The organism is Schlesneria paludicola DSM 18645 (assembly GCF_000255655.1).
Lineage (GTDB): Bacteria > Planctomycetota > Planctomycetia > Planctomycetales > Planctomycetaceae > Schlesneria > Schlesneria paludicola.
In genome coordinates this window covers 1,383,840-1,404,188 of sequence record NZ_JH636435.1, presented here as the reverse complement: position 1 = coordinate 1,404,188, position 20,349 = coordinate 1,383,840, and the positions used below count along the sequence as shown (strand labels likewise).

17 protein-coding genes are annotated in these 20,349 nt (G+C 54.7%); 7 read left to right on the top strand and 10 right to left on the bottom strand.

The window, feature by feature from the left end:
• Window positions 1–436 precede the first annotated feature (436 nt).
• The 3 genes from OSO_RS50010 to OSO_RS0123385 form a co-directional block, all read right to left on the bottom strand.
• Entirely contained in the window at window positions 437–541 is a 105-nt protein-coding gene (locus OSO_RS50010) for a DUF4269 domain-containing protein (protein ID WP_010585513.1), read from the bottom strand.
• A gap of 628 nt (window positions 542–1,169) precedes the next feature.
• Window positions 1,170–1,640 carry a hypothetical protein gene (locus OSO_RS0123395; protein ID WP_157605406.1) on the bottom strand — a complete coding sequence of 157 codons (471 nt, stop codon included), beginning with the start codon at window positions 1,638–1,640 and terminating at the stop codon, window positions 1,170–1,172.
• Window positions 1,641–2,068: 428 nt separating this feature from the next.
• Window positions 2,069–2,347 (bottom strand): hypothetical protein, encoded by a 279-nt coding sequence (locus OSO_RS0123385; RefSeq protein WP_010585510.1) that lies wholly within the window; start codon window positions 2,345–2,347, stop codon window positions 2,069–2,071.
• 904 nt (window positions 2,348–3,251) lie between these two features.
• Here OSO_RS0123385 and OSO_RS0123375 point away from each other — a divergent pair.
• A complete protein-coding gene (locus OSO_RS0123375; RefSeq protein ID WP_010585508.1) occupies window positions 3,252–4,127 on the top strand; it encodes a hypothetical protein in 876 nt (291 codons plus the stop codon).
• A 343-nt stretch (window positions 4,128–4,470) separates the two neighbouring features.
• On the opposite strand, the gene OSO_RS44790 is transcribed toward OSO_RS0123375, so the two are convergent.
• Window positions 4,471–5,019, bottom strand: a complete 549-nt coding sequence (locus OSO_RS44790; RefSeq protein WP_010585507.1) for a DUF4269 domain-containing protein — start codon at window positions 5,017–5,019, stop codon at window positions 4,471–4,473.
• Window positions 5,020–5,298: 279 nt separating this feature from the next.
• Here OSO_RS44790 and OSO_RS50935 point away from each other — a divergent pair, with 279 nt between their 5' ends.
• The gene (locus OSO_RS50935) at window positions 5,299–5,442 is read left to right on the top strand and encodes a hypothetical protein (RefSeq protein WP_157605405.1); all 144 of its coding nucleotides are present in this window, start codon (window positions 5,299–5,301) and stop codon (window positions 5,440–5,442) included.
• 437 nt (window positions 5,443–5,879) lie between these two features.
• Window positions 5,880–8,534 (top strand): hybrid sensor histidine kinase/response regulator, encoded by a 2,655-nt coding sequence (locus tag OSO_RS48455; RefSeq protein WP_010585506.1) that lies wholly within the window; start codon window positions 5,880–5,882, stop codon window positions 8,532–8,534.
• An 83-nt stretch (window positions 8,535–8,617) separates the two neighbouring features.
• Here the strand turns inward: OSO_RS48455 and OSO_RS0123355 are convergent, their stop codons facing one another.
• Window positions 8,618–9,229: a hypothetical protein gene (locus OSO_RS0123355; RefSeq protein WP_010585505.1), complete on the bottom strand. Its 612-nt coding sequence runs from the start codon at window positions 9,227–9,229 to the stop codon at window positions 8,618–8,620.
• A gap of 704 nt (window positions 9,230–9,933) precedes the next feature.
• Between OSO_RS0123355 and OSO_RS0123345 the strand changes: the two genes are divergently transcribed.
• Window positions 9,934–10,776: a transglutaminase-like domain-containing protein gene (locus OSO_RS0123345; RefSeq protein WP_010585503.1), complete on the top strand. Its 843-nt coding sequence runs from the start codon at window positions 9,934–9,936 to the stop codon at window positions 10,774–10,776.
• A gap of 404 nt (window positions 10,777–11,180) precedes the next feature.
• On the opposite strand, the gene OSO_RS0123335 is transcribed toward OSO_RS0123345, so the two are convergent.
• Entirely contained in the window at window positions 11,181–12,908 is a 1,728-nt protein-coding gene (locus tag OSO_RS0123335) for a CocE/NonD family hydrolase (protein WP_010585502.1), read from the bottom strand.
• 653 nt (window positions 12,909–13,561) lie between these two features.
• Here OSO_RS0123335 and OSO_RS44780 point away from each other — a divergent pair.
• Both OSO_RS44780 and OSO_RS0123315 read left to right on the top strand, forming a co-directional pair.
• The gene (locus OSO_RS44780) at window positions 13,562–14,176 is read left to right on the top strand and encodes a LysM peptidoglycan-binding domain-containing protein (RefSeq protein ID WP_010585500.1); all 615 of its coding nucleotides are present in this window, start codon (window positions 13,562–13,564) and stop codon (window positions 14,174–14,176) included.
• A 54-nt stretch (window positions 14,177–14,230) separates the two neighbouring features.
• Complete coding sequence (locus OSO_RS0123315; protein WP_010585499.1) at window positions 14,231–14,542, top strand: hypothetical protein; 312 nt, start codon at window positions 14,231–14,233, stop codon at window positions 14,540–14,542.
• A 76-nt stretch (window positions 14,543–14,618) separates the two neighbouring features.
• Here the strand turns inward: OSO_RS0123315 and OSO_RS0123310 are convergent, their stop codons facing one another.
• Together OSO_RS0123310 and OSO_RS0123305 are read right to left on the bottom strand one after the other, a co-directional pair.
• Window positions 14,619–15,533: a phosphatidylinositol-specific phospholipase C/glycerophosphodiester phosphodiesterase family protein gene (locus OSO_RS0123310; RefSeq protein ID WP_202799968.1), complete on the bottom strand. Its 915-nt coding sequence runs from the start codon at window positions 15,531–15,533 to the stop codon at window positions 14,619–14,621.
• A 56-nt stretch (window positions 15,534–15,589) separates the two neighbouring features.
• On the bottom strand, window positions 15,590–16,777 hold the full coding sequence (locus tag OSO_RS0123305) for a hypothetical protein (RefSeq protein ID WP_010585497.1): 1,188 nt from the start codon (window positions 16,775–16,777) through the stop codon (window positions 15,590–15,592).
• Window positions 16,778–17,690: 913 nt separating this feature from the next.
• Here OSO_RS0123305 and OSO_RS44775 point away from each other — a divergent pair.
• Window positions 17,691–18,101 carry a response regulator gene (locus tag OSO_RS44775; RefSeq protein ID WP_010585496.1) on the top strand — a complete coding sequence of 137 codons (411 nt, stop codon included), beginning with the start codon at window positions 17,691–17,693 and terminating at the stop codon, window positions 18,099–18,101.
• Between the two features lie 370 nt (window positions 18,102–18,471).
• Here the strand turns inward: OSO_RS44775 and OSO_RS0123270 are convergent, their stop codons facing one another.
• Together OSO_RS0123270 and OSO_RS0123265 are read right to left on the bottom strand one after the other, a co-directional pair.
• The gene (locus OSO_RS0123270; protein WP_010585495.1) at window positions 18,472–19,068 is read right to left on the bottom strand and encodes a cysteine hydrolase family protein; all 597 of its coding nucleotides are present in this window, start codon (window positions 19,066–19,068) and stop codon (window positions 18,472–18,474) included.
• Between the two features lie 45 nt (window positions 19,069–19,113).
• Complete coding sequence (locus OSO_RS0123265) at window positions 19,114–20,286, bottom strand: zinc-dependent alcohol dehydrogenase (protein ID WP_010585494.1); 1,173 nt, start codon at window positions 20,284–20,286, stop codon at window positions 19,114–19,116.
• Window positions 20,287–20,349: the final 63 nt, after the last annotated feature.

The window sequence follows — 20,349 nt, the reverse complement described above, 5'->3', positions numbered from 1 at the left end:
TCCGTACGTACTATATTTCCGCAGCGAGAGCTGTGGCCCCATTGAGAGTATTGTGCGGTCCATAAGTTCCCTCTTGTCACTGTCATCGGGGCGACCCGGGAGTGTCTGGAAGAAGCTTCGCGAGGATTTGTCGAGTTGAGGTAATGCCGCTCCCCACCCCAGTATCGAGTCAATTTTGTCGAACGCCGTTTGCGCCGACCTTTAGAAGTGAGTGGCCGCCAACGGGTCGAGAAGTCGTCGGCCGAGATCCTGTGAAACCGCTTCGAACCAGGTCAAGCAGTTAGGTGCGCGCTTCGTCGCGATAACGACTCCGCGGTAGTGCCAGATGATCCACAGCCGTTCGCTTACGAGAAGGGCATTGCAAGTTCGCGATGCGATTTCCTTCACCATCACTTTGGTGGAGCGTTTCCGCCAAAGCAGGCGAGCGATTCTGTGGCTAAGGCTGCGAGGTCGGGACGGTGGCCGTCTCGAGCGTCAGCAGGGATTCGTAGGGGTCGCTTTGCAGACCCAGAGCCTGTGCGAAGGCGGGCTCGGTTTTCATGCCGGATTGTTTCCATCGTTTCCAAGTTCTTGCTCCCCTCTCGTTGTTCCGCGTTTCCTCGTTACCAAGCTCCGCTTGGTAACGCCTCTGAGGCTCCCGAGCCCCTTTCCGGCTGGTCGGAAAATGAGATCGTATGAGGCGTTACCAAGCGGAGCTTGGTAACGAGGAGCGAACTGGACTCAGCCCGTCAGAGTCCTGCGGCTTCCTTTGGGCCGGGCTGGTGGAATGGCTGGGCCTTTGGCCCGCAGGAACTGCCCCGGTTGGATCACCTTTTCGGGATGTCAAACGTTAAAGCCATTCCGATGTCACCCATTTGTGGGGACACAAATGGGTGACATCGCGATTCTGGTCCAGATGCCGGGGACGAATCGCCCTTGGGGCTTGCCGACTCTCGTGGCGTCATTGGAGTTTTGAACAACCTGAGTACAAAGCGGTCGTCGAAAGACTATCGCGCGCACGAAAAATACAATTGATCGAAGTCATCACACTCGCGTTGTGACGGAAAATGTCCAGCGAACATGTCCGCACAAGTTCGAAAATATTCTCGGCAATTCCACCAGTTCCTTGGACTTCGTAAAGAATGAGCACACAGTACTGACGAGGGCGCGATGCCGCAGCGAAAGCCAGTTCAGACATCAGAATGACGGCATTTGCGTATTTGGTTGGCGATCAAATCTGCGAAGGCCTGGGCGCCGGCCTTATCAGGACCACTTGCAAAGAAATCCAGTACGATGATCGATCCTTCATTCGAAAATCGATAGATCATTTGGCGTCGGATCCGACGAGCCGCGAGAACAAAAAACCAACACGAGGAAATGACGGCAAAAGGCCGCGTCCAAAAGACTAAAGTTTCCGTCGGAAGTCCCTCGGTGACGAAGCCGACGAGAACCGCCGCGCAACCAAATACAAAAGACGCTATCACATACAGGATGAAAAGGCGGCTACGAAAAGTGATGTAGCCATAGACGGGTTGAAGGCTCACGAGCGGCACCGTTGCTTTGATCTCATTTCGTTGAACCGTGCCAGTGACAATGACCTTGTCGGGATATAACCGAAAGTCGCGCCTGATGGTGAGGTACCTTTCGCGATAGATCTGCAATAGATCATCAGACTCGTTGTCGTTCAACATGAGAGTTCAATCAGGATGTGACGCAGCAGGATGTGACGCAGCAGGATGAGCGTAAGCACTCCATGCACGATATCGCTCAGGCTGCAAGCGAACAAGCACTTGAGCAAACTCTCGTTGCGTTAGATTATGCACGTCATCACGTTATCTGACACACTCAAGTCCGAACATCAAGGCAGTCCAAGACGTCAGGGCTTGGCGTCAGTTTTGAGTGCTCAGAAGTTTTCTTGCTTCACTGCGAAGATGGAAGCGGTGGTGGATCACTCGACTGCGTGTGGCGTCCACCGTTTGGCGATTCGAGGTCGCGGGTTCGCAGGAGGCGTCACCAAGCGGGAGCTTGGTAACGAGGAAAAACGAACGAGGAATTCTCAAGACGGAATAACGAGAACCTGGTTCGCAGGCTAATTCATCGATGGAACGGGAATCAGGCGGCGGTGACGCAGGCGAATCATCACTTCCAAATACCCTTGCTCGGTGCTGCCAGCGACAGTGGCCAATTCGTCGCCGAATCGGTCATTTCCGAAATGGCTGAGCAGCTTTTCAATTCCGAGCTCGGGTGTCTTTCCACCAAAAGAAATTTGCGGTTGGTCTTCGAAGGATGCAAACCAATAGCCGCCCATTTTCTCGACGATGACTTTGATGAGTTTTCGGATGATGTCAATTCCGCAAAGTGGTTTCACAAGGGTGTCACTGACGGGTGTTGTCGTGAAATGCGAAACGCAAAACGTGTTCCCGATGCCCTCATTTGTGTGGCGAAGTCTGTGTTGCCGAAACCTACGGATGGATTGATCAAGCAGCCTATTGAAGCCAGGAGGGCAGGCACCTTGACCGCCGGGATTTCTTGGCGTGTTTTCATTAGGGCTGAGTCAGTTCCTGTGACTTCAGCAGGGTGCTTGACGTCGAAAAGAGTGGTCGTCAAACGTCCAACAGGCAATCCAGTTCGGTCGGCCATCCACCGCTTCCGTGATACTGTTAACGATGATTGGGAATACGTCATCCATACCCTCCTTCTCCATACCTTCTGATCGCGATCGAGATTCGGCTCGAACATGATTCCTGACCGAATATTGAACCACGCGACGTGTCTCGGTGATGCGACCATGACTCGTTGAAATCGATTCAATCGGGCCGAGATGCAAAGTCAGTAATGTGGGGGCAGCCTTCCCAATTGGCCGTGGAATCCGCTATTCCCGATGTTGCCACGTGATGCACGGACTGAAACGTGGTCTCTACCGGAATTCAACTTGGGAATTCCACTGGTCCTGACTTAGCAGCCTCTTGAAGTCAGGGTGACAGCCGCCTTGGTCTTTACGGTGTCATGGCGTTTTTCAGTCTGATGGGGGCCAGTCCCCGTGACTTCAACAGGCTGCTCGATCTGAGATGAGACATAGACGCTCAATCTCGGCTTCGGTATGTTACCTTCTTCGCTCAGGTGCGATCTGCGAGGGAGCACACCAGGACGGGGTTTGACAGCCTGTTGCAGTCAGGGGGACAGGCACCTTGGCGTTGACGACGTCATGGCGTTTTTTAAGCTGGCGGGAGCCAGTCCCCGTTACTTCAACAGACTGTTAAGGAGAATCTGGAATGCAGGGCCTGTTTCAGGGATGGCGGCGTCGGTGTGGAATTGTCACGCTCGTGATGGCGTTTGCGGCTTTGGGCGGCTGGGTGCGAAGCCTGACCGTGTTTGATCATCTCGGGTATCGAATCACGAACGGATTTTATTCGCTCGATTCCAACCTGGGGACGTTCATGACGCGCCGTTCGACGACATCGGCCACGATCAACGCGAATATGTTGAATCTGGCGGCGCCGATGATTTTCAACACCGTTTCGATTCAGCCTGCGACGGGTCCCGTGTCTGCGATTCCGAATGCGGCCACACCGACCATGACGGGCGTCATTCTGGCAGTGGATGCGTCGACGATCCAAATGCCGCCGGTCAACGCCGCCGTGTTTGTCGCTGGTAGCCCCACGATTGCCGCCACGACCGAGCCGAGCACGGTCAGTCCGACGGATGACAATATCGAATCTGAGGAACCGGCCGAGGACTCGGAGCCGGTCTCGTCGGCCGAGCCTGCTGGATTCACGGACTGTGTCGTCAGCAACTTCCAGGTCCAGCCCGTTCCGTCGGGAAACACGACGCTGGTGTTGACCACGTTGCCTTCGACCTCTCCGTTTCGCTGGATCACAAGCCGCACGGTGGATCAGAGTCACTTTCTGAGTGGCATGCCGATTGTGAGCGAATGGAAGTTTTGCGGCGTGCATTACATGCTGTCGCGGATGGACATGACAGACGGCGATGGAGTGATCAAACCGTTGTCTGAAACCATATCGCTGACGGTCCCCTACTGGATCGTCGCGATTCCTCTGATTTTGCTGAGCGCCTACTTGCTGGTCTCGGCCCCAAAACTCAGAGCAAGTCCCGCAATTCCGCCAATCAACTCCGCAACCTCCTCCTGATCGATCTGTAAGATGAGACCGGTTATGAGAAAGGCATCAGAATCGAAAACATGTCAGCAGCCTGTTGATGTGAAGGCGACAGACACCTTGGCAGTCACGATATTATGGCGTTCGTTAATCTGGTCGGAGCCAATTCCCGTTACTTCAGCAGGCTACAAAGTGGATTTGTGGCGACTCACCTGCGAATGTTTTCCCTAAAAGGTTCCTGACACCTTTTAGGCTATTCAGGAGTCTCTGAATAGGCCGAGCGGCATTTTCGTGCGTTCTCACTGGCGGCAAGGTGACGAATCTCACTTGCCGAACGACACGCGTGGCGCGGATAACGTCGATGATCGAAGTCGGATTATGACTCGGTCGAGATGATGCGGTGGTTGTGGAGCGATGCGGCGGCCAAGGCTGCGAGGTCGGGATCGGTGGCTGTCTCGAGCGTCAGCAGGGATTCATAGGGGTCGCCAGGCAGGCTCAGGACCTGTGCGAATGCGGGTTCGGTTTTCATGCCGGATTGTTTTCGCTGCAGGATCAATGGCCTCAGGCGTGGTTCGAGTTTCAGCAGGCGCTGCTCGATCAGAAAATGTCGGACTCCCCATTGTGATTCGACGGGGGTTGATTGGCAAAACAACTCTATCTGCCACCCGTGCGAGTCAAAAGAGGCGACCACCGAGGGTTCGCCGCGTGCCTCGATGGTGCGACATTGAAATTGCGGTCTGGTGCCGAATTGCTGGGTCGCGAACTGGCGGAATTGCGACAGATCGGACGCGCTGCAGGCGACATCAATGTCACTGGAGGGAACTTCGAGCCCGAGAGGCGGCGTTCCAATCACGATGGGCCGATACTCTTGAAGGATCGAGAGCAGGTCCAATTCGTTGAGCACGATTTCATAGTCCGGTCGCATTGGTTCCTCGGCGGTGTCTCGAAAAGTGAGGCGGATGTTTATTGGGTAAGTTTGGGGTAGTGCCCCTGCTCCGAGTACTTCGATTCGTATCGCGTCGCACGCGCTTGTCGGCGCAATGTTGCCTCAGTCCGCGTAGAACGATGTTTGATGGAGTGGTTGTTTCGAAACCACGGGGTAGACACTCTGGTATTGCCGATGTCGCGGAGTTGTCTCCTGTTCATCGGAACCCGTTCTGATAGTGTTTCGAGGCACTTTGATGCAATGGGGCAGGAACAAAAGATGCGGAATATTGACGCTGACCAAATACTTGCCGCAATCGAGAAGGGTGAGCTCAAAGCGATTGGTGACGATGGTGTCATTGTGCTGACCGCGAATGGATCACTGTTTTGGACGATCACCGAAGCGCCGACGCCTCAAGTCTAAAAAGGTCACCGACCACACTGTGACAATCCTGAGCGGAGAGGTATCCGTTGCCGAGATTGACTGTCAATCCAACATGGACGCAGGAAAGATTTCGTCAATCCTGCGAGAACTGCTGGTCATGGTTTGACCGCCGATTGTAATCCGTTTGCAAACTCATCTGGGGCATCACGATGGCATGTTGGCTTCAAATTACCGGAAGAGGGTCTCCGTGATTTCCAATCGCTGTTAACCTCTGCATGGCTGAACGGTGTCTTCGTGGATTGCTCCTGAATAGGGAATCGACACGTGAGCTGAATTTTGAATCCGGGCAACCATCGCAAGTGGTTTTGGGTATGCTTGACCGGTCTTTTAATCACGTTCATTGAAAATATTGAACCCGCTCGATGATCGCCAGCTGACGGGGCTGTGATCGAGTTGGGACCTGAGGCGGAGGCGGTTTGAAAACGTTGGTGAAAACGTACGGTGTGACGGTTCTCGCAGTGGTGATCGCCACGGTCGTCCGTTGGGTGCTGAATCCGCTCCTGGGCAGTGAAGCCCCTTTTTCGACATTCATCATCGCGGTTGTGTTTGTCGCCTGGTGGCAAGGATTCTGGGAAACTGTCCTGGCGATCGCTCTCGGCTTTGTCGCGGCCGCAGTCTTCTTCGTGCCTTTGCCGCTTTCCCTGTTTGAGATCTCCGTTCCGGCGTTCAGTCGGTTTGGAATGTATCTGCTCATTTGTGGTGCCATCGCGACGTTTGGAGAGAACGCCCGGAGGGCTCAACGAAGCACGCAAGACGCCAGGGATCTAGCTGAGCAACGCGCGGAAATGCTTCGGATCACATTCGCCAGTATTGGTGACGCAGTGATCACGACGGATGGGCTTGGCAACGTCAGCTATTTGAATAGCGTAGCCGAGACGTTGACGGGATGGGCCAGTTCCGAGGCATCGGGACAACCGTTGCAAACCGTGTTTCAAATCGTCAACGAAGCGAGCCGACAGGCCGTTCACAATCCTGCTTTTAAAGCGCTGAAACTTGGTGTCATTGTCGGACTGGCGAATCATACGGTTCTGATCGCGAAAGACGGAGTTGAGCATCCGATTGATGATAGTGCCGCGCCGATCTTCAACAAAAATGGCGAGATCGTCGGTTGTGTGCTCGTGTTTCGCGATGTCACCGAACGGAAACAGCAGCAAAAACAATTGGAGGACGCACTGTCTCGATTGGAGTCGACACTGGTTGCCGGAGAGATCGGAACCTGGGAGTTTGACATCTCTCAGAACGCCGTTCGCGCCGACCAAAATCTGGCTCGAATGTTTGGTGTGTCATCGCAGGACGCTTCTGGCGGACCTCTCGAAGCATTTACGCGAGTGATCCATCCCGACGATCATCCGCGTGTTGCAGAATCCATTGGTCGTGCGATCGAAAGCGGAACGAATTTCGAATCGGAATATCGTGTCATCGATTCCAACCAATCGATTCGTTGGGTGATTGCCCGAGGGCGAATTGAGCGCGATGCGACGGGGAAGGCGGTTCGGCTGCCGGGTGTTGTGGTAGATATTACGCAGCAGAGAATGGCCGAAGAGCGACTTCGAGCGAGTGAAGAACGTCGAAGGCAAGCGTTGGACTCTGCGGAACTGGGTGCCTGGCATCTTGACCCGGCGACGATGTCACTTTCGACTGATGAGCGTTTTCGAGCCATCTTCGGGGTCAAGGACGGTCATCTTCCCTACGAGGCGGCGGTCGCTTTGATTCACGAAGAGGATCGACCCCGAGTTCAGCAGGCGGTTGATGCTGCCACCCGTGCCGTGAATCCGCTCCCTTACGAAGTGGACTACCGGGTCATCCTTCCGAATGGCGAACTTCGCTGGGTCTTTGCCAAAGGACGGGCAAACTACAGCCAACGCGGAACCGTACGGCAATTGGTCAGCTTCGATGGAACCGTTGCAGATATCACAGAACGCAAAAGAATGGAGAACGATTTGCGGCAGCTCGCTGCGGATTTGTCAGAGGCAGATCACCGCAAAGATGAGTTTTTGGCGACACTGGCCCATGAGCTGCGCAATCCTTTGGCTCCCATTCGCAGCGGTCTCGAAGTGATGCGTCTGGCGGGGCGTGACCCCGGGTCTGTTGAACAGGCTCGGCGGATGATGGAGCGGCAGCTCACGCAACTAGTGCGGCTTGTCGATGATCTGATGGACGTCAGTCGCATCAGCCAGGGGAAACTCGAACTGCGGACGGAACCACTCGATCTTGCGACGGTCATTCATAGCGCGATCGAAACGAGTAAAGGTTTGATCGACGAGATGGGGCATCAGTTGATTGTGGAGTTGTCTTCACAGCCGGTGATCGTGCAAGCCGATTTGACCCGGTTGGCTCAGGTGTTTATGAACCTTGTGAACAATTCGGCCAAATACAGCAATTGTGGCAGCCGGATCTGGATCACGACGACACTGCGCGAACGAGATGTCGTCGTCACCGTTCAAGACGAAGGAATCGGGATTGCGCCGGATCACTTGCCGATCGTGTTTGATTTGTTCTCGCAAATTGAGCACTCGCTGACAAAAGCCCAGGGTGGGTTGGGGATCGGATTGTCATTGGTGAAGCGACTGGTCGAAATGCACGGCGGGCACGTTGAGGCGCGGAGCGAAGGGACGGGCAAGGGAAGCCAATTTTCGGTGACATTGCCGTTGCTGACGAAGAAGCCGGATATCGAGGTGCCCACCGCGGACAACGGTTCCATCACTTCAACGACGTTGCGGATTCTGGTTGTTGACGACAATCGCGACGGGGCGGATAGTCTCTCGATGATGTTGACGTTTTTGGGGAATCAGATTCGGACGGCCTACGACGGCGCCGAAGCCGTTGTGGCGGCCGAGGAGTTTCAGCCCAATGTGATTTTGCTGGACATCGGACTGCCTAAGCTCAATGGGTATGAAGCCTGTGCACGGATACGCGCGTTGCCGGGTGGCAAGGATGTGATCATTATCGCACTCACGGGGTGGGGCGCGGATGAGGACCGGAACCGGACGCGGGCTGCTGGATTTAATCATCACATCGTGAAACCCGTCGACCCGCAATTGCTCATGAAAATGCTCGCCGAGATTCCATGACGTCGTGACGACGCGGCGTGAGAAGGATAGATCGTACGACGCTGGCGGGTGATACTCGCAGAGCGAGCACGGCAAAGTGGCTGTTAGCTCGCGAGCCGTTCGACGATTCGTTCGGCCATTTCGCGGAGTTTGGGGATCTTCTTCCAGTGGCCGATCTTGTTGTACGACTTGTCGTCAGGGAACGCTTCGTAGATGACCTGGCAGCCTTGGACTATCGTGGAACACGGTTTCGTGCCAGCGAGAAAGTTGTCGGTGACCTTAAGGATCATCGGGGGCAGTTCGATGCCCCACTCGGGCTTGTTTGCCTGGACGACGGTGAGGTCCACCAGACCATGCCGCTCGTCGAACAGATGCGGCACGATGACGGCCAGGTGACCGGACCAGTGGTTGTGTGGCAGCAGGTTCTCGGGGGTGTACCCGATGTAGACATGTGCGCTACCCGACTGATTGAAATCGGCAATTTCCGCTTCCGTGCGGGGGATGCCGAATTGTTCCATCCATTCGCGGGCTTTGGCATTGTAGATCGAGACGCGTACCGTCATCGGATAGGCATCGGGGTATCGCCAGGCGCGAAGGCACCGGGTGAGTAGTGCCGAAACGGTGATGCAGGAGTTGTGGTCTCGGTACCTTTGAAGTTCTCGCATCACTTCCGTGCGGAGAACTTCGATTGAGTTCGAAACATCTTCAATGGACATACGCTGTCCCGTAACCTTGGTGAGCGAGGCCGAACTTACGAGGGAGGCAAATGTGCAACTATCGGCCCGAAATTTCGAACGCCCTGAACGAGCGTGCAGAGATGCCCTACGGCTATTGGGGATCTGGCAGGATGAGTTTCATCCGATTGTTTCAGCTTTCGGAATTTCGGTTGTCAATCTGTCAGAAAAACGACGTATCGGAACTCGTTCTGACGCTTTCTTTTCCATGCCTGAATTTTAGTGACTTGTCAGGCAGTTTCTGCGGAAGGCGACGTCAGCAAATCCGAGTTGTCTGAACTGGCGTGCTCAGGAATATCCTGAGTCCGACGAGATGTGATGTCTACGAATGTGCATGTTGTCCGCGCGGGTTGGTTGTTTGGCGTTCAGCATTCGCCGAGATGGGGGTTGCGTCATCATCGATTGAGTTTGGGGCCACTTGCACGCTGCGCGTCCGATGGGAACGCACTGGAGGGGGGACACGGAGACGCAGAGACACGGAGAGGAACGGTAATGAAATGCGATTGCGGTATGAGTTGTGCGTCGACTGGTCGCGGGACGCATGGCAGATTGTATTCGGTCACAGAGTTTGTTGCGCGCAGGGGCGCGGTTTTGCGGAGGGAAACGGAGCCCTTTAACGGCCTGTGAACAGTGATCATCGTGGAGTCTGCCGATGTGTGCGGAGAAGTGGCTGATCGAACTTAAGCATGATTCTGGAAAGCGAGACCGTCATTCAGATTAAGGTTGGATACGAACTGGTTTTTGATTGCCCGCAACCGACGCCGATGTTGCTGATGCTGAACATTCATTTCAGTCATGCGTATGAGATCGTCAAGCCGGACCAACTCGTCGTCAGTCCGTCAGTCGACATTCAGTGTTATCGCGATGGATTTGGGAATTGGTGCAGTCGGCTTGAGGCGCCTGCCGGTCGCACGAAGATCAGTACGTCGGCCGTTGTTCGTTGCAATGGAACGGTTGATGCCGTTGCCTTGGAGGCGCGTCAGCATCCGGTCTGGGAGTTGCCTGAAGAGACTTTGGTCTATTTGCTCGCCAGTCGGTATTGTGAGACCGATTTGTTAATGCAGACGGCATGGAGCTTGTTTGGCGGCACGCCACTGGGGTGGTCTCGCGTGCAAGCGGTGTGTGATTTCGTCCACAACCATATTCGCTTCGATTACACGAAGGCTCGAGCCACGCGCACGGCTGTCGAAGCCTACAACGAGCGGGTCGGCGTTTGTCGCGACTATGCACATCTGGCGGTGGCACTCTGTCGTTGCCTGAACATTCCCGCGCGGTATTGCACGGGGTATGTGGGTGATATTGGCCGTCCGTACAACCCGGCTCCCATGGATTTTGCGGGATGGATCGAGGTGTTTCTTGGCGGTCGGTGGTACACATTTGATCCGCGCAACAATGATGCGCGGATGGGACGGGTGTTGATTGCGCGGGGCCGCGATGCGGTCGATGTGGCCATCAGTACCACCTTCGGTCCAAATACGCTCGCAAGTTTCTCGGTCATCTATGAACAACTCGCCGACCCAGGTTCCTGATGTGAAGGACGTGTTTCAAGCGTCAAAAGTCACGGTTCAGGGACCCGAGTGGAGACGCTGTTTCGCTGGGCATTTTCGGCCGCGGCTGCCTGTTCTTCATGCAGGATTGTGGAGCTTTGTCGCGGTTCAGTTGGATCGGGTGACGCTCCACACGATCTACTACTCGTCACGGCGGAAGGAATGCATCGTTTGCCCAATTTGGACCGTCCGTTTGCCATGACAGAGCAAAACTTTGCGGCGTCATTCCCAGGGGAACGATCGTACTGATCGCACCCCTGGGCTTGTTCACTCCACCACGCTGTGGTGTTAAGAGAGACGGAAATCGTTCACGCAGCGTCCTCGTGAGAGCAGTGTTTCTCGAAGAACGCAACTTCAAAACGATTCGACAGGAATGCCAGTCGAGTTCAAGGCAGACAAGGCAGCAAAAGTCGCGAGCCTGTTTTCAAGCCATGATAGACTTTTTCGGTTGAGATCGTCGTCTTCTTTCCAAATGGTCCCTCGCCAGTGTTGGGATTGCGGTCGAACAAGGGAAAGTAGCTGCCGCAAATATCGATGCGCAGGCGATGTCCCGGTTGAAGTTGTGCGGCGATCGGGCCCAGGTCGATGAGCAATCGATAAACTTGATCCGGTTGCAAGAGCGTCGGGGATTGCTCTGAGTCGCGGAAACGGCCTCGCAGAATGCCGACGGCCAGATTTTGCGAGAAACCGTTGGGATGCACGTCAATCAATTTTGCAACCCAATCCGCATCCGGGGTGTCGGCCGAAACGAACAGTTCCAGTTGGGCGTCACCGGCAAATGTGAGGGGTTCTTTGAGAGGCTCGGTCGAATAGACCAGCACATCGTTTCGTTCTTCGATGGTCCGTTGATCGACCGGTGCCCACGTGGCGGCAAAGAGATCGCGGGACGACGTGACGGGACAGGCGGGCACTGGGTTGTCTGGATCGGCCCGGAACGCGTCGGCGGGTTCGTCGGCCTGAGGAGGGTGTCGATCCAAGCGGCCATTGCCCTGGCTGGTGTTCGCGCGGCCTTCGGAGTGGAGGTAAAAGCGAGTGGGATCGGTGGAATGCGGTGGCCATGTGGCGGCTTCGTGCCAGGCGTTGTCTCCCATCGAGAAATAACGAACGGCGGGAATCGGCTTGGATGCGGCCGCGGAATTTGGCTTGAGGACTCGATCAAACCATGCCAGGTTTTCTCCCAACGCATCAAGTTCTGCGCGTGGACCGAAATCGATCTCACCGACTTTCGATTTTCCAATGGTGCCGTGATCCCAAGGGCCGAGAATCAACTGCTGAGTTCGTCGCGTTTCTGGATCTTTCGCCTGCTTCTGCATGCGGACGAAATTGTTGACCGATTCGCGAGAGAAAAAGTCATAGACTCCGACGACATGCTGGATGGGCATTTTCAGATCGGTGATTTCGTCCGTCATGTCGAGCCGCTTCCAATAGCCATTTGGTGTCGTGTGTGTCAGCATGCCTTCCAGCCAGGGGATGGGCCAGCCGATCTCGCGATCGATGTTGCTCAGCGGGAGGAAACGAATGGTGTGATTCCAGTCCTTGGTCAATTCGGCATTAGCAGGCCGGACGGACTGTGACGAGGCCCAGCCGGTGATCAATGACAATCGCACCGCGCCGCCCAGATACAGATTGCGATAGAAGCTGCTGAAGGTCGCGGTGGGGGTGATCGTGACCAGGCCGGGCGGATGTTCGACCGCGGCCTGCCATTGCGTGGCTCCGACATACGAACTGCCCCACATTCCGATCTGGCCGTTGCACCAGGTCTGTTGCGTTAGCCATTCGATTGTGTCAAATCCATCCTGCCCTTCGTTGTTGTAGGGGACGAAGGTCCCTTCGGATTCATGTCGTCCACGGCAATCCTGTACGACGGCAATGTATCCCGCGGCGGCGAATCGTTCGGCTGCCGATTTTCCACCGAGTTTGTTGTAGGGTGAGCGCATCAGCAGCACGGGACCGCGCGGAGTGTCGGGCAGGGAATAGACGTCCGTGGCCAGAAGAACGCCATCCCGCATCGGAACTTTGATGGTCTTCCGAGTGATCGTCGGAGGCGTGTCGCCCCAGAGGGTGTTCGGTCCGGCAATCGTCCAGATCAGGAGAAGGATCAAGGCGTGTCGCATGCAAATCCCTGTTCAGAAGGTGTTGATTTTCCAGGCTCGCAGTCTGTTGAAATCAATGGGCGGGCAACTTGCGGTTCACAACGTCAGGCATTGTTGGATCTGCATGGAGTCGTCCTCGTTGTTTCAACAGACTGCCAGAACGAAGCTTCGACTCAGGCAGTGCCCGATGGACGCCGAAGATTGACGGATCATGGTCGGCATTTCGCCAAATCGCAATCCGACCGAGCCTTTCAACCTCAGATTGAATGAGGTCCTTAGGGCGTCACCCTGCAGAAGCAAGAAAGGCGAAACCAGGGGCATCTTCTGTCGTGCGCGAATAGCGAGGCGAGGGTGCTGCTGTTGCTGACCTTCCAGCTTTGAAGCACTCGCGCACCTCGCGATGGATTCGGTGTGACATTGGGGCTCTTGCAAGATGCGACAAGGTTAAACCCTTCGCGACTTTCGCGAGCGATCCTGGATGAGCAACTTGAGCGTCGCGTTGCGGACGGAGGCCACGAATTCATCCGGCAACATCGGATGCGTGACGAGTTCACATTTTGAGTTCGAAGTGGTAGTGTTCTCATTATCACTAGCGTTAGTGGTGTTTCGATGTAGGCCGCTTACGGGAAATGGCATGTGAATTCCAACAAACGGTTTGTGCAACGAGGTTCGCTATGAAAACAAAGTCGCACTCGGTTAAGGCTGGCGAAACATTGGCGTCAATCGCAAAACATGAATATGACGACGCTCATTTGTATCGAGCGCTTGCGCGTTACAACCGAATCGTTAATGCAGATGTCATCAAGGTTGGGCAAGTCATCCAATTGCCTTTGATGGAAGACCTTAAAAATCACTCGAAAGTTGCGCCGACTTCGGCCGGCAATTCATTTGAACATCAGAGTTCGGCGAAAGCATCCGCCTCGTCGTCAACTCGGCCAACGCGAGCCGGTCCAAAGTCTGCTGCGGTCAAAGGGGGCAAATTCAAGGCGACTCCTGCCGTCGTCGTTGTCGTCAAAAAAGCGACTGATGAAGAACTGATGTCTTGGGTTTACTTCGGGAGATTGCCGTTGTCGGGCGGAAGCGTTCCCGTCGATCGAGGACGTCGGTTTCCCAAAGAGCAACTGAAGGACTTTGCAAAGTTCAAAGATTTCATGACTGGCGTTGAGCAAGAGGCTTATAACCGAAAATTGCCTGTGTACGGCAAAGAATCGTTCCCCGTGAAGGGCACCGAGCCGCTTGATGGAATGGGAAACGTGGTCACTCGCAACATGCTCTTGAATAGTCAGTAATCACCAGAAACAGTGTTTCGGTCTTGTTTTTCAACCCCGATTCAAAGTGGCTCGATGCAAATCATTTACGAATCATTTATGGGACCGCTTCCGTCGTCGTATGTCGAAGTGCACCGCTGGGCAAGTTCAGAAGAGGTTGAACAGTGGAAGTCGGCGCCGACACATATTCCTTTGACTTTAAAAGGCGGAGAACGTGTCTTTGTCACATTGCCGGGAGCACCGAAGCCTGGTGGTACAGGTCCATTTCGTATTGAGTTTGCGATTCCGTCGGCGATGCTTCAACCCGCCGGTACCCCTCAATGGCGACAAATCTTCGGACCTGTCGCGAACGCTCCGCTGCTCAATCTTCGAATTGTTCGTCCGTAAAGGTGTTTTGGGGGCACAATCCGCCTGCTAATACGTCTGCGCTTTCCAAAATTGTGACGGCGTTGGAGATCACTCATCACGGTGTGGGCGAATCGAGTGATTGCGAGATCAGGAACTTGCGTAAGCCAACTAAGTTGTCGGTGTTAATGAGATCGACTTTGGCCGACAGCAGTTCTTTCCACGCGAGTTCGTTTTCGGGGGTGGCCCAGAAGCGGACCTGTTGGCCGCGTTCATGAGCGCGTGTGACCAGATCGACCAGTTTCGCTCGTTCGTCGGCTGGCAATGGTCCTTCGCCCTTCCAGGTGAAGAGTGCGCCCCAGCGGGCGCTGATCCACGGCATCAACTCGGCGGCGAACTGCAAATCGAGATCTTCGGGACGGCCGTCGATGCCGACATAGCGTATGGGTTGCTTCGTGATGAGGTCGCGGGCGCGGTTTCCGCTGAGGACGATCGTCACCGCCTTTCGTTCGAAGCGGCGGTTTTGCGTTACAGAAAGGATGTCGGCGTAGCGGGTGAGAGTTCGGTCCAGCACCGTGTATGTCTCGTCGGCGTCTGTTTTGACGTCGATCAAGAGTGAGAAATGGAAGCCTGGACCATAGACCCAACCTTTGCGCGATCGAATTCGTTCGCGGAGTGGATCGAGGTAAAGCGACTCCAAGGTGCGTCCTGGCAGCAGGTCTTTTTCTTCGTGACCGATCAACAGTTGATCGCCCTTCAGGAAGATGTCGGCTTCGACACTGCCGAATCCTTGGTCGAGCGCGTCTTGCAGCGGACGAGCGTGCAAGTAGTCGTTGTGTGCATGGGCCTGTTTGAAGGGAATCACGGCAGACGCGTCATCCGCGACGACTAAGGACGGGCCTCCTGAGGCCATAAGACTGAGCACGAGCACCATCCAGTATGCCCTGGGCTGGCGCGTCATGAGGGACGCTGCCGTGGGCGGGTGTACCGGATCACCTAGCGGACCATGCAGTTGGCGTCTGATGTGGCGCATAAGAAAGGCTCCGATGATTGAATGAAGAGGTGTCAAGGCCTCGGCAATCCGACATGTTACAGCAGCAGTTCGAGCAACTTTGGCAGGATTTCATTCAACGGGATCACGGTGGCAATCAGCGGAACCATCGGAAGCAGGGCAGACACCACCAGTACTGCAAATCCCTTCAAGTCGAACGGGATCAACCACATATCATCGACGTGGTTGTACGCAGTGGCGATGTCCGCGAGCGATTGAACATCCGAAGAGCCAAGCAAGGGCTCGCTCGCCTTGGTTGCGGGCTGGGGATTTTCAATCCACTTCTCATCGAATGCACGATCGTGGCGTAAAACCAGCCGGCTGTAGTTCAGAAGTCCACGAAATCGCAAACGCGATAGGCCACCGGCGAAAGCCAGAAGAGGCATATGGATCACGATGATTGCCAGAATCACAAACACGATGACGTGGTACTTCAAGCGGTCAAGCGATTCATGGCCGTGCAGGATTTCGTAGGCAAACCCGGCCGAAATCACGGCCGACACCGCCATGAGAACGGACGCGAAACTTGCGAGTCCCCAACCAAGAAAGCCCAGACCTCCCGCGTGATCTGGGTGAGTCGGAGTCAAGCGCAGGTCCAGTCGCGAGACACGGAACAAGAATAGCGCCCACAGCGAGAAAATGAACAACCAGCGAATGAGGAAGAACAAGAGAACCGGCAGGCTGACGAGGGCGTACCACCATCCTGCGGGAGTGATCGAACTGTCGAGATGTTCCCAGCTCGAGGCTTCTCCCCGCATGATGATCAGTCTCATGGTGATTGAGATTCCCCATGCCAGCGCGGCGATTGCAAGCTCGGCATAGATTGAGACACGGATCCTGATCACTTCGTTGACGGCAGCGATGAACCGCGTTCTTTCCTGTTCAGGAATGATGGCCGATTGAATGAAATGCCGCACTTGAACAATCAGGCTGAGAGCGACGACGACCTCCGCCAGTTCCAAGACCGGCAGCACAAACAGGAACCGACCGTATAACGCCGGGTCATGCAGCAAGGGAACGTCGACGCGCCCACTGACGGCGTGGCCCGAAGCCAACGACAACAACAGGAGTGGGATCCACGTCACGGCGACGAGAACGACGACTCGTGTCAGTCGGATTGCAAACTGTGTTTCAGAATTCGTGATCCTTCTCGTGAGCAGTTCGTCAAAACCACCTGCCACAAGCGGAAAATCGATCGAGTCTGCGGTATCAGGAGTGGTCGTCACAGCAGTTCCGCTATTTCAGAAGAGGATCGCTCGATCATGATTTGAGAGGACTCTCAATCAGAGAATAGCGCTCTTATGACAAATTCATACGTTGAATACCACTCGTGTCGCGTTGCGCGATTCGCAGGACCTCGCTTCTTCGAGGTTGAGATGCCATCTTCACCGTCTGCAGAAGGAACGGTGGCTGGTTTCACTTGGATGTGAAAGCTCGTGATATTGCAAATGCCGAGCGGCCCCCTTGCTGCTTCACCTGCTGCTAAAGGTGCGAACGGACGAAGGATATTCTTTCGTGTTCGGCATGCGCATGAAATCCATCATCAGATTGAGACGCCACGCGTCTTGATCGTGAAGCTGCTTCTGATCGTGAGAGCTGGTTTGACATCAAAACTTTGCCATCCGGCACATTTCGTAATTCATCACGCTCCACTTCGCTTGAGTCAACGGGTCAGGAACTTGGGGCGGTCAATGATCACGACGCTTGTGAGCGGCCTTTACGACCTCAATCCTCGGCACGTTCGCGAACGATTTCATCCGTCGAGTTCCATCAAGACCCGGAGCAGAGAATCGATATGTCGTCGTTCATGTTGCCGAATCCTGCGATGTCAGCTCAAACGTTCACGCGATGTGTGGTCGTTCTAGGATGAAAGTCCGCTCGCGTGACGCAGGACACTTTGGCTTCAAGCGCTAAGTCTGTCATAATAAGTGCGGAGTTCATCAAGGGAGAATGGTACGCGGTTGCAGAGGTCATGGAGGTTCATGAGTTTACAGCCGATCCCTTTCAACTTCCTCAGATACGAATCGACGGTCTTGACGCGTTTCGTATCATGATGACATCGACAAGCCGGAGTTCGTGGGGCCTGCCATCGCGGTGGCGTTGCCGGACTCAAATTTCGCCAAATGGATTGAATGAAGCATGAAGCAAGCCGCATCTCCTGGATATCGCGCCTCCACTGTCAATCCCCGAGTCCTTGTCGTTGATGACAATCCTGACATCACTTCGACGTTGGCGGTACTTTTACGAGAGGATGGATTCGAGACGTCGGTGGTCCACAATGGTGTCGATGCATTGACATCGGTTGAGAGGTATCAGCCCGACGTTGTCCTGCTTGATCTGAACCTGCCCAGGATGAATGGCATTCAAGCTTGCGCGGCCATTAGGCAAATGGACCTGACGTCCCAACCTGCCATCATTGCCATGACAGGCTACGGCGCGGATCGAGACGTGGAGTTCTGTCTCACGAATGGCTTCGATGGACATTCTGTTAAGGGGCGGCATGTCTCAGAACTGAAGGCCTTGATCCATCAGCTCCTTGCGAGAAAGTGATCTGTCTGGGATCGGGATTCTCGCAACCCGGTATTGCGGAATTTTTGTATCGAAGCCGTTCGATCCCGATCGTTATGGCGCTGTCCAAAGCCGGTTCATGCGTGGCCGCAGGAGTCGCATGACGAGATCACAATCGATCGAAGGCTGGCCGCATTTGCGATGTTCGTTCGTTGATCGATCTCGTTCGATTTGGCGGCCTGTTGAAGTCAGGAGGACTGGCACATGCCATTCATGATGTCATGGCTTTTTGAACTCGTCAGAGCCAGTCCCCCGTTACTTCAATAGGCTGTTGAATGTCGTCAGTGACGTCTGTTTTTTTCAGCTCAACAATGATCTGCAACATGGCCATCGGCCATCGGGGGAAGATCTGTCATGTCTTCTGCCGCAGTTCGATTGCGTCTGAACGGCGAAGATCGGCCTTGAGAATCGTACGCATTTCGTCCAACGCAAATCGATTCAATTCTGTGGTGTTCGATGCAACGCAATCAGAAGGCACGATGAGCGAAAAATCTCGCATGTAGGCGTCATTGGGTGTGAAGAGCACGCGGATGTTCGTTGCGATTCCCGTGACGATCAATCTTTCGGCACCATGATATCTGAGCAGTGTCTCTAAAGTCGTCGAGAAGAAGCCAGAGTGTTTCGGCTTCAACACGAAGTAATCGCCTTCCTCAGGACGAAGCTGCCGAACGAAATTTTCCCCTCGTCCTTCGTCGTGCAGGCAATGCGCGATTTGCGCCCGGAGATCAGAACGCCATCGACCGAAGTTATCGTTCACGTAATGGACAGGAACTCCGATTGACCGAGCCTTTTGAGCCAGTCTCGCGATCGCTGGTGCGATACCCTGTGCCTGCGACAGCAGTTGCTCTCCTTCTGGGAAATCGAAGTCGTTAATCACATCAATGAGGAGCAGTGCCAGGCCACACTTATCAGGCGCATTCCCATGCAAGTCGGGATTAATGGCTGGCATCAGAAACTCTCCGCCATGCGGCCGAACCCATCTGATCCGCTCTGCTTATGGTGTTAGCACAACTTTGATGCAGCCCTCTTTTTTGTCTCGGAATGTCTTATACGCTTCGGGGGCATCGGCGAGCTTCACGCGATGCGTGATGATCGCTGACGGATCGATCAAGCCGTCTTCGATCTTCTTCAAAAGCGGTTTCATATATTTTTGCATGTGCGTTTGGCCCGATTTCATTGTCAGGCCCTTGTTCATGAAGGCTCCGAAAGGAAGCTTATCGGGGTAGCCTGCATAGGCACCGGGAACGGAGATGGTTCCTCCTTTTCGACAGCTCATAATCGCCTGCTGAAGGACATAGCCTCGGTCTGTTGACATGCTGACCGACGATTTGAGTGCATCATATGCGGCACCGGTCATTCCGGCGGCGTGCGCTTCGCAGCCTACAGCATCAATGCATCGATCTGGACCGCGTCCTTTTGTCATCTCATCCAAGCGAACGGCGACGTTTTCCTTCTCAAAATTGATGACTTCCGCTTTTCCGTACGTTCGAGCAAGTTCGAGACGTTCCGCAACGCGATCGATTGCGATGACCCTTTCAGCACCCATCATCCAGCAACTTTGAATGGCGAACTGCGCGACAGGTCCGCAACTCCAGACGGCGACCGTGTCACCGGCTTCGATCCCGCAGTTCTCGGCTGCCATGTAACCCGTGGGAAAGATATCGGACAGGAATAAAACCTTTTCGTCGGGAAGTCCCGATTCGATTTTCAACGGGCCGATATCCGCATAGGGGACGCGAAGAAATTCTGCCTGTCCGCCCGAGAAGCCGCCAAAGAGATGCGAAAAGCCGAATAACCCTGCGGGGGCATGGCCCATTGCGACTTTCGCTTGATCCGCATTCGGATTCGAGTTGTCACAGCAGGAATAAAGCTGTTTTTGACAAAAGAAGCAGCTTCCGCACGAGATGGTAAACGGTACGACGACGCGGTCTCCGATTTTCAAATTGCGAATGGCACTTCCCACTTCGACCACTTCACCCATCGGTTCGTGACCGAGAATATCGCCGCTCGCCATCGTGGGGACGTACCCATTGAGAAGGTGCAAGTCTGAACCGCAGATACCGCTTGCGGTAATTTTGATAATTGCATCGCGAGGATCCTGGATCTTGGGATCGGGAACCGTGTCGACTCGAACGTCGCCAACCTTGTGCCAACAGAGAGCTTTCATATTCGACCTCATCCGCTCGAGTGAAATTGCCATGAGAATTTTGCAGTTGCTTCGATTTCGGTC

Coding starts and splice junctions, on each gene's coding strand:
- OSO_RS50935 (WP_157605405.1), top strand. CDS start 5,299: ATGCGGAATATTGACGCTGACCAAATACTTGCCGCAATCGAGAAGGGT.
- OSO_RS0123315 (WP_010585499.1), top strand. CDS start 14,231: ATGCAAATCATTTACGAATCATTTATGGGACCGCTTCCGTCGTCGTAT.
- OSO_RS0123355 (WP_010585505.1), bottom strand. CDS start 9,229: ATGTCCATTGAAGATGTTTCGAACTCAATCGAAGTTCTCCGCACGGAA.
- OSO_RS44775 (WP_010585496.1), top strand. CDS start 17,691: ATGAAGCAAGCCGCATCTCCTGGATATCGCGCCTCCACTGTCAATCCC.
- OSO_RS0123270 (WP_010585495.1), bottom strand. CDS start 19,068: ATGCCAGCCATTAATCCCGACTTGCATGGGAATGCGCCTGATAAGTGT.
- OSO_RS0123335 (WP_010585502.1), bottom strand. CDS start 12,908: ATGCGACACGCCTTGATCCTTCTCCTGATCTGGACGATTGCCGGACCG.
- OSO_RS0123265 (WP_010585494.1), bottom strand. CDS start 20,286: ATGAAAGCTCTCTGTTGGCACAAGGTTGGCGACGTTCGAGTCGACACG.
- OSO_RS0123345 (WP_010585503.1), top strand. CDS start 9,934: ATGATTCTGGAAAGCGAGACCGTCATTCAGATTAAGGTTGGATACGAA.
- OSO_RS0123310 (WP_202799968.1), bottom strand. CDS start 15,533: ATGCGCCACATCAGACGCCAACTGCATGGTCCGCTAGGTGATCCGGTA.
- OSO_RS0123375 (WP_010585508.1), top strand. CDS start 3,252: ATGCAGGGCCTGTTTCAGGGATGGCGGCGTCGGTGTGGAATTGTCACG.
- OSO_RS44790 (WP_010585507.1), bottom strand. CDS start 5,019: ATGCGACCGGACTATGAAATCGTGCTCAACGAATTGGACCTGCTCTCG.
- OSO_RS50010 (WP_010585513.1), bottom strand. CDS start 541: ATGAAAACCGAGCCCGCCTTCGCACAGGCTCTGGGTCTGCAAAGCGAC.
- OSO_RS44780 (WP_010585500.1), top strand. CDS start 13,562: ATGAAAACAAAGTCGCACTCGGTTAAGGCTGGCGAAACATTGGCGTCA.